A 12,545-nucleotide genomic window follows, 5' to 3' on the forward strand; every position below is an offset into this window, starting at 1 on the left:
TTTGCAATAGCATTTAGTGACTCACCTGAAGATGCACGTGATGCTAAGCTTGTCCCGATTTCATACGATGGTAATTGGTCGATCCATCCTTCAGGCAGTTTCCCTTTGATTGAGTTATCTAATTTTTCGGATAACTCAGGATACTCTTTTTTATAAGCATCATATAATGTATTCCATTCTTCCTCTTTCCTTTGCCCTGCTTCCACTACAAGGGACTGGAAGTGACTATACACTTCTTCAGGAACATAAAAGTCTTCTTCAAATGTCCACTTATATGCTTCCTTTGTTAAGTTTATTTCCTCTTTTCCTAGTGGTGCACCGTGTACATCAGATGTACCTGCAAAGTTTGGTGAACCATACCCAATCGTTGTTTTTACTTCAATCAGTGTTGGTCGATCTAGATCATTCTTTGCTTCTTCCATTGCTTGGTTAATTTCAACTAAATTATTACCGTCTTCCACACGAATCACTTGCCATCCGTATGCTTTAAAACGATTTTCTACACTTTCAGAGAAGGAAAGATTTAAGTCACCATCAAGTGAAATATCGTTTGAATCATATAATACGACTAGTCGTCCTAATTTCAGATGTCCTGCTAGTGAAGCTGCTTCAGCAGAAACGCCTTCCATCAAGTCTCCATCTCCACAAATGCTATAAGTAAAGTGATTAATGAGTTCATAACCGTCTTTATTATAAGTTGTTGCGAGATGACGTTCGGCCATTGCCATCCCCACTGCCATGGCAACTCCTTGTCCTAAAGGACCGGTCGTTGCTTCTACACCTGGTGTGTGTCCAAATTCGGGATGACCTGGTGTTTGACTACCCCATTGACGGAAGTTTTTAATCTCTTCCATTGATAGATCATAGCCCGATAAGTGTAATAGACTGTACAATAACATCGAACCATGACCCGCTGATAACACAAAGCGGTCTCTATTGAACCATGCTGGGTTGTTTGGATGATGATTCATATGCTTGGTCCATAATTCATACGCCATAGGTGCCGCTCCCATAGGTAGCCCTGGATGTCCGGAGTTGGCTCTTTCAATAGCATCTATTGATAGTGTACGAATTGTATTTATCGACAACTGATCAATTGGTTTTTTTATTTTAGTTTGCATTTCCAACACTCCAAATCTTTAATTTTACTTATATTATTAACACTAATCTTTACGTTTCTTATTTACATAGATAAAACTAACAACGCACTCTAAACGATGATCCGCTTCACAAAAGTTCAATTCCTTAGTAATTTCATTCAGTACAATTACAAATTTCATCCCTGAACTCTTTGCAGCTTGTGCTCCATTTGCCGAATCCTCAAAAACTAAACAGTAGGACGGATATACATTTAGACATTTTTCAGCTTCAAGATAAAGAATGAATCAGGTTTAACTTTGTTCACATCATCAGAGGTTTTTAAATTCATGTTTATAATTATTTACATTTTTTCACACCACGAAAGTAAAGAAACACGTAAAGAACTTTCTCTAATACCGAAGTAGTATTATGTAGAGCCACAGTAGAATCTAACCAATTTACCGTGACACAGATGGTAAAAGGGAAACATCAACAGTTTCCCTTTTACCTACATTTTAAATATCATAGTTCAGATATATTAGACCCCATAATCATTACTAGAATTATCGTTCTTTCAACTCATCTAATAATTCTTCGAGTTTAGGATCACCAATATAATTCTCAATAGTAATAATTTCATTGTCTTTAAACGAAAGTTTTGTTCTGTCCAATAGATTTTTATGAACCACAATAATGTCTGAATCTTTAGGGACATCTTCAATTCTGTAGTGTTTTACTTCAATACCTTCAATATTCTCTTTTTGAAGTTTTTTCCTAAAGGTTGTTGCACCTAATGCACTACTACCAGCACCAGCATCACAAGCAAAAGAAATTTTATTAACTGCTTTTCTGCCCACTACATCAGTAGAAGCATTAAGAATTTGTTTTCCTTCTGATTTCATAGTTTTAGATTTTTCGATAGACTCTGTTAAAGCATCTTCATCATCTGATTTTCGGTCCAACTTCAAGATTAAAGATGTAACAAGGAATGAAACTACTGTCGCAACAAGTACACCTAAGATAATTCCTACAAAATTTCCTTTAGGAGTTAATGCTAAATATGCGAATATCGAACCTGGACTCGGGCCAGCAACAAGTCCCGCATCGAAAAGTTGGAAAGTTGCAATACCTGACATAGCACCAGCAATCATACCAATAATCGTAAGCGGCTTCATTAAAACGTAAGGGAAGTATAATTCATGGATACCACCAAGGAAATGAATTATAATCGCCCCTGGTGCAGTCCTTCTTGCAATTTTGTTACCAAAGAAAGTAAAAGCTAAAAGTAAACCTAAACCTGGTCCAGGGTTAGACGCTACAGTGAAAAAAATAGATTTACCTACATTAAGCGTTTCTTGCATACCTAGAGGATAATAGATCCCTTGGTCAATCACGTTATTTAAAAACAAAACTTTGGCTGGTTCATTAATAAGAGATAGCAACGGTAAGAAACCGGTTGCAACTAAGGCTTGAATTGCAACGGTAACAGATACGTTAGCTGCTTCAATTACTGGACCTACAACAGTATAAGAAAGAAGTAACAGTAAGAACCCTAAAATACCGATAGAAAAATTGTTAATAACCATTTCAAATCCAGCACGGATTTTATTTTCTAGCAATTTATCAAATCGTTTTATAACCCAACCACCTAAAGGTCCAATAATCATCGCACCTAAAAACATTGGAATATCAGAACCAACGATTAATCCGATTGCACCTATTGAACCCATTACAGCTCCTCTTTGACCACCAACCATTCTACCACCTGTGTAAGCTAAGAGTAGCGGTAATAAGTAGATAATAGTTGGACCAACCATTTCTGCCAAATATTCATTCGGAATCCAACCAGTCGGAATAAACAGTGCAGTAAGAATCCCCCATGCTATAAAAGCTCCAATGTTAGGAAGCACCATGTTTGTTAAAAATCCACCCATTGCTTGAATTTTTGCACGGATTGAGGGCTTTGATACAGAATTTTGCGTCGTTGCCGTTTGAGTTGACATATAATTTCCACCCTTCCAATTAAGATGTAATATAAAATTGCAAATAAATTAGCGAATATAATTCAAGTGAAATATAAACTAAACCTAGATGAAGATGCCCCCTCAGAAAACTTAATGAAAATTACTCAACACTCTTAATTAGCCTAAGTATTTCATCTTTACTTTTAGCATTCTCTAAGCTGTTCTTTATGTCCTCATCAGCTAAGACAGAAGATAGGTCTGAAATTAGATCTAGATGACCAGAACTGTCCGTAGCTGCTAAAACCATCACAATATTGACTTCCTTATCCTCCGGGTAAAGGACTGGCTTCTTTAATTTCAATAGAGAAACTCCATTCTTGATCACTCCACCTTTATTTTGAGCATGCGGCATAGCAATTCCAGGTACAATTACTATATAGGGACCAAATTTATGAATATTGCTTATCATATCTTGGATATAACTTTCATTAATGTTCCCTTGTTTCAACAAAGGTTCAGCAGCTATCTTAATAGAATCTTCCCAAGACGGGGCTGAATCTATTAACTCTATAGTATCTTCTAAATAATTACATAACATTACTTCAACTTCCCTTCTTTAATCATTTAAACCGGAATTAAATCATTATTTTTTTTCATCTTCAGTTTGTTATAGTTATCTATTACAGCATTTAAAATTCTATCATCGTTTATCTGAGTAAAGTGTTCGATTGCCTTTTTAAGGCCATGCTCTTGGATGAAGTTTTGCAAAGTTACAGATTCCTCATCGTCAGGATTATCAAATAAAAACCCAGCAGCAATAGCTACAGTAAGGTGTTCAATTGGTAATCCCAACTCGAATAGTTCTCGTGTAGGTTTAACTAATCGTTCATTGTATCCTAGTTTTCTAAGAGGGGATCTTCCTACTCTATAGATATTATCACTAATGTTTTTGTTTTTAAATCGAATTAATGTCTTGTTGATATAATCATCCATTTCTTCTTGTTTGACATTAAATTTCTTAATAAAGTATTGAGCTGTTTCATTCAATATCCCTCTAACAAACTGTTCAATTTCCGGCTTTTCTAATGCACTTTGAATTGTCGGTTCATTGAAAAGAAATGCAATATATGCAGTTGTTACATGGCCCATGTTAACTGAATATAGTTTCCTTTCTATAAATGGTTTTAAATCCTCAACGTAAGTTGCACCTGTAATAGGTGGAAGTTCTTGATTTGCCATTTCTTTTTTATTTATTATCCACTCATACATAGGTTCCACTAAAGCAATTTCATCATCCTTACTTTCCTTTGATAAAGCAAGACGGTCTATTGAAGAGTTTGGAAAACTAACCAAAGTTAGAATTTCTTCCATCTCTCTAGGGGAAACATGCTTTTCTAATTCAGTTTTTAATGTCGAAGAAGCGTTAATAGCATTTTCATTCGCTATAATGTCCAGCTTGTTTTTATTCCATTTTATCCGCTTTAAAAGTCCTTTTGAGATGACATCTGCAATACGAGACAGATTACTAATCCCAACAGAGGTAGTAATAATATCTGCATTTTCAATTCTTTCAATTACTTCTTCTTTTTGAGTTAAACCATTTAAGGCTGAAACCGGAGAAACCACTTCGACTGTATGGCCATCATCTAAAGTTTCAACAAGGTATCTATTGTTTTGGTTAAATCGATCGATCGCTTCTTGATTAACATCAACAAAACAAAGTTCGTAACCTGTTTTGTTTAGTAAATAACCGATAAAACCCTTTCCGATGTTCCCCGATCCAAAATGCAATGCTCGCATCTTTTCTTCTCCCTTCACCAAATCACTGACTCTGTATTATAGTACACATTTATTCGATAATCTCCGACGTTTAATTACTACTCTAAGTTAGCGTGATACTCCCACAAACTAGGCATATCAATATCTTGTTCGCGAATCAACATTAACGCTAACGTATCACCTAATAATAGCAAGCTTTGTTCAAACAAACTCGTCATTGGCTGAACGGACGGAATTTCGTTAGCTAATTGTAGCTTGGTACTAACCGGGATCCTTACAAAATGATCCGAATACTCCTTCATTGAACAGTCAGGGTTAGCTCCAATATGAACAACTTTAGCATTATATTGTTTTGCTTTTTTAGCAATAATTAATGGGAATCCAGTCTCACCACTACCTGAACCTACTATTAATAAATCCCTTTCAGTAATTGCCGGTTCAGTAATTTGCCCCACCACATAGGTTTTGACACCAAGGTGTGCCAATCGTTTGGCTACCGCTTTTAAAGAAAGTAATACTCTACCTACACCTACAAAAAATACTTTATCTGCTTTTTTAATCTCTGATAACAATTCCGCTATGCTCTCACTATTAATCTGTCCTAATGTATTTGAAATTTCTTCTGTAATTTCCTTTTGAACTTGGTTATAATTCATTATTTTACTGCCTCCCCTAAAGAAATCCCTTCGGAAATTCGCTCCTCCATGATTTGCTTGTTTTCAGCTATACTTTTATCTTTTATGAATAAACTTGTGCTTCCTGCAACTAAGATATCCGCACCAGCATCTACTAAACCAGGAATAGTTTCTAAGGATACTCTGCCATCTACCTCTATTCTTGTATTCAAGCCTTTCTCTTGGATAAGTTGATGAAGGTCCTTTACCTTTTTAATTGCATATGATATTTGTTTCTCGTTCTTATCAGTTGCAAATCCAGGATTGATTAACATTAACACCACTGTGTCACATTGAGGTAAAACATACTCCAAAACTGATAATGGTGTTGCAGGGTTCAACGCTATACCTACTTTTGTTCCACTCTTTCTTATTAAGTTCACATAACGATCAATATGAACGCTACTTTCTATATGAAAAGAAATTTGTTCCACACCTATATTAATCATCTCTTGAATGAAAAACTCATTATCATTTGCCATAATATGAACATCGAAATCCATATCCGTAATTTTTCTCAATCGTTTAATTGTATCGATACCTAATGGCATACTCGGGCTAAAAGCACCGTCAATGACATCTATGTGTAAAGTGTCTAATCCCTCTTTTTCAATCTCTCTCACACTTTTTTCTAGATTACATAAATCCGCACACATAATTGATGGAGCGATTGTTATTTTTCTATGTTGCATGTAATGCCTCCTTATACTGTTTTTTGAATTATAAAACGCTTTCAGATAAAGTTAAATAATAATTTTGCGTTTTTTTGCACGAATTTGCATTTTTGGTTTCTTTTGAGCATTTTTCATTATTTGTGGTTACATTCAACAAAATAGATAACAACACTCCCCCTCTCTTTTACACTTTTTCTAGATTACATAAATCTGCAAACAAAATTGGTGAAGCAATAGTTACCCTCTTCTTTTTTGCACGTTTATGCTTTTTCTTGCTGTTAATCAAATTATAAAGTGATTTATCATAAAAGTAAATAGTTATTTTGCGTTTTTTTGCATGTTAGTGCGTGTTTGTATTTGTTTTGCGCATTTCTCCTTATTTGTGGTAATATAAAAAAAAATAGATAATAATAAAGGGTGAAAAGTCCTTGCTAAAACAAGAACGTCAACAGAAAATATTAGAAATCTTAAATGAAGAGCAAAAAGCGATTGCTAGTGATCTAAGCCAACGACTTTCCGTTTCAGAAGATACAATACGTAGAGACTTAAAAGAACTTGATAATATGGGCTTAATTCGGAGAGTTCACAGCGGAGCTTTGAGAATAGGTCCACCAGTAGTAGACTTTTCTACAAGGCAGCACGTAATGAATGAAATTAAAATGAATTTGGCCAAAAAGGCATTAGAATTTGTTAAGGAAAATATGGTCTTATTAATAGATGGAGGAACTACAAATTTACACTTCGTAAATCAACTACCATTAACGTTAAAAGCAACTGTCATAACAAACAGTCCGCCAATTGCCATGGCCTTAACGAATCATAACGATATTGAAGTTATCATGATCGGCGGAACTTTATTTAAAGAATCGATGGTAAACTTAGGGATTGATACAGTAGAATCCTTAAATAATATGAGGGCTGACTTGTACGTAATGGGCATTCATAAAATCGATCCTAGCATTGGAATTAGTATTCCTAGCTTGGCTGAAGCTGCGGTTAAAAGAAAAATGGCATCTGTATCAAATGAAATACTTGGTATGGTGACATCTGATAAATTAAATACCTTTTCGAATCACATCGTCTCCCCATCAAACGTCTTAACTTATTTAATTACAGATAATATTCAACCAGATATTTTAAGATTATATGAAAGTCAACAAATAACTGTAATCACTGAATAATCCTTATAAAGAAATTATAGAGAAAAAATTTTATAACCGAACTCCTTTGTTTAGATTACTTATTTTATTCTTTTAAATACGGTCAAATCTAGTAAAAAGGTTAAGAGTTTACCCATAGGTTGACTCTTAACCTTTTTACTAATTGTAGATAGCCAATACTGTAAGCTACCCTACCCTACCATACATACCCTCGAGTACGGTAACCATATGAACACGACGTTCTAACAGATTTTTCCTAAGGGTACTAACTTTCCTTTCAGGTTTCCGACGGCAGTAATGTAAGGCAAACGCTCACACATGATTTAAAAGGATTCAAAGAAGGTACTAAGAGCAAAGCTGGTAATCGTTCAATTACATTAGAAAATTATACTCTTTCAGCCCTTAAACTACAGAGAAAGAATAAGATCGCAAACAAGTTAAAGTATCGAGATGCTAATAATGAACATGACCTTGTTATTTGAACAAACAAAGGTAAACCGATTAATCCACGAAATTTGTTATCATGAATCTGTGATTTGTTTCTTTTTGTGAGCCATACGACCATGAATATGTTTTTCCACTTCGATTTCGTCGACATATCCTATCAGAGATTAACTTTTCCAATAACCTTCTTCCTGAAGTACCGAGCACATCAGAAATGAACGTACATAATTTAATATTTGAAGCCTCCAACACTTTTTGGATACGATTCTTTTCAGATGTCATGTGTCCAACCTATTTCTTCCGAAGACGAGTTAAAATCACGCAGTTCTCGAATATCTTCTGGAAATACAAATATTAGAAATTTAGATTTTCTTTTCAATGTACAAACCTCACCCAAGCCTTATCCATAATGACGGATTTTCAAATGTCTCATTTCATTAATTCTTTTTGGAAGCTTAGCCTTTGCAACGCATTACCTTTGATAATAATATCTACACCACTATCAATAGTACTTTCAACTACTTCTCCTTGAAGCACTTTAATAGCAGTTTCAACACTTAAATAGCCCATATCATAAGGGTTTTGTGCGACTGTACCAGGTAAAATTCCGTTTTCTATTAATTTAATCATTTCAATAACCCCATCTGCTCCTATAACTGGCATGTTCAGACTAGCTTCCTCAATCGCCTCAAAAGCACCTAATGCCATGATGTCAGTTATTGCATAAACACCTTTTATATACGGGTGATCCTGCAGAATCGTTTCCATTACTTCTTTTACTGGCTCAGCTTCATTCGGTAAATTTATTTTTTCTGTCGCAATTTTAATCCCTGCAGCTTCTAAGCCTGCTTTTGCCCCTTTTATCCGTTCTCCTGAGATTGGGTGATTTAAATCCCCAGCAATCAAAGCTACTTCATTGCTAGGATGTAGTTGCGTTGCTAAAAACGTCCCACCCATTTTTCCTAATTCAAAATTGTTTGTGCCAATATAAGCAATTTTATTTTCCCAAGGATAATCGGTATCTAGTAGCAATACGGGAATATCATTTTCATTAAACTCATCTAATATCGGAATAATCTCAGCTGAAATGGGGGAGACAATTAATAGATCTGGTTGATCATTAAGTACAGCTTTTAATAAATTTATTTGTAAATCGACTTCAGTTTCGTCCCTAGGTGCAATAACTTTTCCTTCTATACCAAAATCAAGAAACCCTTTTTCAGCTCCTGCTTTCACAATTTGCCAGTATTGTTCACTAGAACCTTTTAATACAACGACAACCTTTGGTTTTTCCCCAGCAAATGGATTATAAATTAGACCAATGACAATGGTAAAAACAGATATGACTACTATTAAAACTTTTAATCTGTTACTCAACATTCAAACCCCACCGTTTCTGTATTTTCTTATCAACCCTTTGAAAATTATCCACTTTCGTTCTTTCTTTAAAGATTAGCTAGGTGGTAAACCGTCCATATCTACTAATAAAGGGCACTCTCATGGACAAGATTACCGAAAAACAATTTTGGTCTGCTAATCATTATGTTATTGATCACGTTTCTCCAATAAGATGTAATTACTTATTGACCACCTGAGATATCATATAATAATTTAGTAATAATAGGATTTATAGATTCTGGTATTTGGACCTATGCTCTTTTAAAGACTCTAATTTTCTTTTCTACGCTAAATGAAAATCTCTCTTCAGAAACATAGTTGGACTTAAAATCTGACCTTCTAATGCTGCAGCACTTTGGTAAACTCTTCTTTATATAATCCTCCATTGCAGTTTCTAATTCTAATAAAAACTTTACATTCCGTTGCCCTTTTTTCTTAGTTTTATATTATCTGTATCTATCAACTAGTTTTTGAGCTAAATCTGGAGATATCTCTTTAAACTAATTATCCTTCAATATTTTAGCGCTTTATTTAAAAATTTTCTTCAGAAAGTGATACAATCCGTCTTCTTTGTATGAATAATCAGTTACGTCATCCGCCTGTCTTTTAACAAAGTCAGGGGCATTTTTCATGGCAACAGAATAGGAGGCCAACTTAAACATAGGAAGATCATTTTCACCATCTCCAACTGCGATGATGCGGTCTCTACACAATGCAAATTTATCGAGTAAATATTGTATGCCCGTTGCTTTTGAAACATTAGCAACCATTACTTCTACGTTATGATCAGTGGAAGAAATAGTAGTAAACGCAACTTGTTTCTTTAAATTATCTAGTTTAATTTTCCATTCTTGGATAAGTTTCATATCCTTACTAATAAAATATAATTTCGAAATGTTTTGTACATTGAGTTGATCTTGCCACACTATCTGCTCTTTTACAGCAATCCTCCTTGAAAACCATTCATTCCCTTCAACTGTATCAGGTTTAGGGTCCATGGTATGCTGACACATATAAGTTTTATCTTGCTTTAAGGTGAATCTCGTTCCTTCATTTGGGTGAACTTCATAATAGATTTCCCTATTTCTTGCTTTTCCGACTAGTTCTTTAACAAGTATAGGAGGCAGCGCATGTTCAACAATCTGCTTCTGGCCAATGAAAACTGACATCCCATTTGCAGTAACCAACCCATCTACTTCTAAATCATGGGGTATGACGTCCCTCACTTCATTTAAAGTTCTTCCCGTTGCAATAAAAATTAATTTGCCACTTTTTCTAAGTTCTATTAAGTATTCTTTTAGTCTATCACTTACACTACTAAATTCATTAAGTAAAGTACCATCCATGTCTAATATAATTGTTTGATAGGACATTTCTACACCTTCCTCTAGATCAGCTTGATATAGCAAAATGCCAACAGCCTACTGTCTATTGACAAAACCTTAGGCTGTTGACATTTATAAACACTTTTTATATTTCCAATCTATAAGACAAATCAAATGATACTTACTATTTATTATTCACTTTTTCCCAATCAACCGCAAACTTTTCTAGACCTTGATCCGTTAGGGGATGCTTAGAAAGTTGCTCAATAACACTATAAGGAACAGTCGAAATATGAGCACCTGCCATAGCCACACGGGTTACATGATCTGGGTGTCGAACAGAAGCGGCAATAATTTGTGACTCTAAGTTTTGAACACGGAATAATTCAGCAATCTTGCTTACTAATTGTACTCCATCTTCAGAAATATCATCTAAACGCCCTAAGAACGGAGAAACAAATGTGGCACCTGCACGGGCAGCCAAGAGTGCTTGGTTGACAGTAAAAATAAGCGTAACATTGGTTTTAACACCTTTGTCTGTAAGATAACGACAAGCCTCTAAACCAGCTAATGTCATTGGGAGTTTAATCGTAACTTTCTCATCCCCACCGTTAATTTTAATAAGCTCTTCAGCTTGAGCGATCATTTCATCAGCAGTAACCGCATCTGGAGTTACTTCAGCCGATACGGATTCTACATGTGGAACTGCTTGGCAGATTTCTGCAATACGTTCTTCGAATTTCACACCTTCTTTAGCTACTAAAGAAGGATTGGTTGTAACACCAGCTAAAACACCAATTTTATATGCTTTTTTGATATCCTCAAGATTTGCAGTATCAATAAAAAATTTCATAGTCCCCTCCAGATTTTATTATTTTATTTGAATATCAAACATAAAGTTGCCCTTCAATCAGTAGGGGGTTCCTTCATTCCCCACTGATTGTTAGTTTAACTTACACCATCTCCAGTTTTCACTGATGAAAGTTATTCTATATCGGACCTTTAGGGGCAGTTATCCCCCACCTAAACTCTTCGATTTTCTTAAGTTTTGAGGTGGGGTCCTACTGCCTCTTAAGAGTCGGATAAAACTCATTTTACACACCTAATCCTTCTGTTTTCATCATTTCATCTATAGTTGATAGCACATGTTCTTCATCATCGCCTTGAGCAATTATTTTAATTGTTTCTCCCTGTGGGATTCCTAGCGACATTACACCCATAATAGATTTTAAATTCACCTGTTTTCCTTTATACTCAAGTTTCACTTCTGAAGAAAATGGTGTAACCTTGTTAACTAATAAGGTCGCCGGTCTTGCGTGAATTCCAGACTCGCTAGTTATTGTATAAATTTTTTCAACCATTTTGATCACTCCATATCCTAAAAACTCTTTTTATTTTATAAGTGTAGAGACTTCATTAATTCTCTTACTTTTGACACGACATTGTCTACGGTAAAACCGTATTCCTCTAAGACCTTGGATTCTGCACCCGAAGCACCGAAACGATTAATGGCTAACACATCCCCATGTTCTCCTACATAACGCTCCCATCCTAAAGATGATCCCATTTCGATTGCTAATCGTGCCTTCACATCAGATGGAAGGATTGACTCTTTGTATTCTTTTGATTGGGCTTCAAATCGATCCCATGATGGAAAACTAATGACGGATACCGAGATGTTTTCCTTAGCCAATTCGCGCTGTGCTTCTAAAGCTAACTGCACCTCTGACCCCGTTGCCAACAACAGTACTTGTGGTGTATCAGTTTCTGATTTTGAAACTACATATGCCCCTTTACTAACACCCTCATAAGCACGCTCCTTTGTTCCCGCTATTGTTGGGAGATTCTGACGGGATAAGATCAAAGCTGTCGGAGTTGTGGTAGATTCCACCGCAAGTCGCCAAGCGGCTGCCGTTTCATTTCCATCTGCCGGACGAATCACGTTAATATTCGGTAATGCTCTTAAGGAAGCAAGTTGTTCGATCGGTTGGTGAGTTGGACCATCTTCACCTACCGCGACACTGTCATGTGTAAAAACATAGGTGAC

The 12,545-nt window shown here is 35.5% G+C and carries 12 protein-coding genes; 1 reads left to right on the forward strand and 11 read right to left on the reverse strand.

Annotated elements, in window-relative coordinates; genetic code table 11:
• The 6 genes from BKP37_RS15470 to BKP37_RS15495 all read right to left on the reverse strand — a co-directional run.
• The coding region (locus BKP37_RS15470; RefSeq protein ID WP_483860434.1) for a transketolase family protein at positions 1 to 1,121 on the reverse strand (1,121 nt) is incomplete at its 3' end.
• Between the two features lie 522 nt (positions 1,122 to 1,643).
• The gene (locus BKP37_RS15475; protein ID WP_071310532.1) at positions 1,644 to 3,083 is read right to left on the reverse strand and encodes a PTS mannitol transporter subunit IIBC; all 1,440 of its coding nucleotides are present in this window, start codon (positions 3,081 to 3,083) and stop codon (positions 1,644 to 1,646) included.
• Positions 3,084 to 3,204: 121 nt separating this feature from the next.
• Entirely contained in the window at positions 3,205 to 3,642 is a 438-nt protein-coding gene (locus BKP37_RS15480) for a PTS sugar transporter subunit IIA (protein ID WP_071310533.1), read from the reverse strand.
• 26 nt (positions 3,643 to 3,668) lie between these two features.
• On the reverse strand, positions 3,669 to 4,844 hold the full coding sequence (locus BKP37_RS15485) for a mannitol-1-phosphate 5-dehydrogenase (protein ID WP_071310534.1): 1,176 nt from the start codon (positions 4,842 to 4,844) through the stop codon (positions 3,669 to 3,671).
• Positions 4,845 to 4,921: 77 nt separating this feature from the next.
• A complete protein-coding gene (gene hxlB, locus BKP37_RS15490) occupies positions 4,922 to 5,479 on the reverse strand; it encodes a 6-phospho-3-hexuloisomerase (RefSeq protein ID WP_071310535.1) in 558 nt (185 codons plus the stop codon).
• Entirely contained in the window at positions 5,479 to 6,189 is a 711-nt protein-coding gene (locus BKP37_RS15495) for a ribulose-phosphate 3-epimerase (RefSeq protein WP_071310536.1), read from the reverse strand. The genes hxlB and BKP37_RS15495 overlap by 1 nt, the downstream gene beginning before the upstream one ends.
• A 410-nt stretch (positions 6,190 to 6,599) precedes the next feature.
• Between BKP37_RS15495 and BKP37_RS15500 the strand changes: the two genes are divergently transcribed.
• The gene (locus tag BKP37_RS15500) at positions 6,600 to 7,352 is read left to right on the forward strand and encodes a DeoR/GlpR family DNA-binding transcription regulator (protein WP_071310537.1); all 753 of its coding nucleotides are present in this window, start codon (positions 6,600 to 6,602) and stop codon (positions 7,350 to 7,352) included.
• An 852-nt stretch (positions 7,353 to 8,204) separates the two neighbouring features.
• Here the strand turns inward: BKP37_RS15500 and BKP37_RS15510 are convergent.
• From BKP37_RS15510 to BKP37_RS15530, 5 genes are all read right to left on the reverse strand, one after another.
• Positions 8,205 to 9,155, reverse strand: a complete 951-nt coding sequence (locus BKP37_RS15510; protein WP_071310539.1) for a sugar ABC transporter substrate-binding protein — start codon at positions 9,153 to 9,155, stop codon at positions 8,205 to 8,207.
• Positions 9,156 to 9,700: 545 nt separating this feature from the next.
• Positions 9,701 to 10,546: a Cof-type HAD-IIB family hydrolase gene (locus tag BKP37_RS15515; protein ID WP_071310540.1), complete on the reverse strand. Its 846-nt coding sequence runs from the start codon at positions 10,544 to 10,546 to the stop codon at positions 9,701 to 9,703.
• A gap of 136 nt (positions 10,547 to 10,682) precedes the next feature.
• Positions 10,683 to 11,351 (reverse strand): fructose-6-phosphate aldolase, encoded by a 669-nt coding sequence (fsa, locus tag BKP37_RS15520; RefSeq protein WP_071310541.1) that lies wholly within the window; start codon positions 11,349 to 11,351, stop codon positions 10,683 to 10,685.
• A gap of 241 nt (positions 11,352 to 11,592) precedes the next feature.
• On the reverse strand, positions 11,593 to 11,859 hold the full coding sequence (locus BKP37_RS15525) for a phosphocarrier protein HPr (protein ID WP_071310542.1): 267 nt from the start codon (positions 11,857 to 11,859) through the stop codon (positions 11,593 to 11,595).
• 35 nt (positions 11,860 to 11,894) lie between these two features.
• Positions 11,895 to 12,545: transketolase-like TK C-terminal-containing protein (locus BKP37_RS15530; RefSeq protein WP_281243076.1), on the reverse strand; the 651-nt coding region annotated here is incomplete at its 5' end.

The organism is Anaerobacillus alkalilacustris (genome assembly GCF_001866005.1).
GTDB lineage: Bacteria > Bacillota > Bacilli > Bacillales > Anaerobacillaceae > Anaerobacillus > Anaerobacillus alkalilacustris.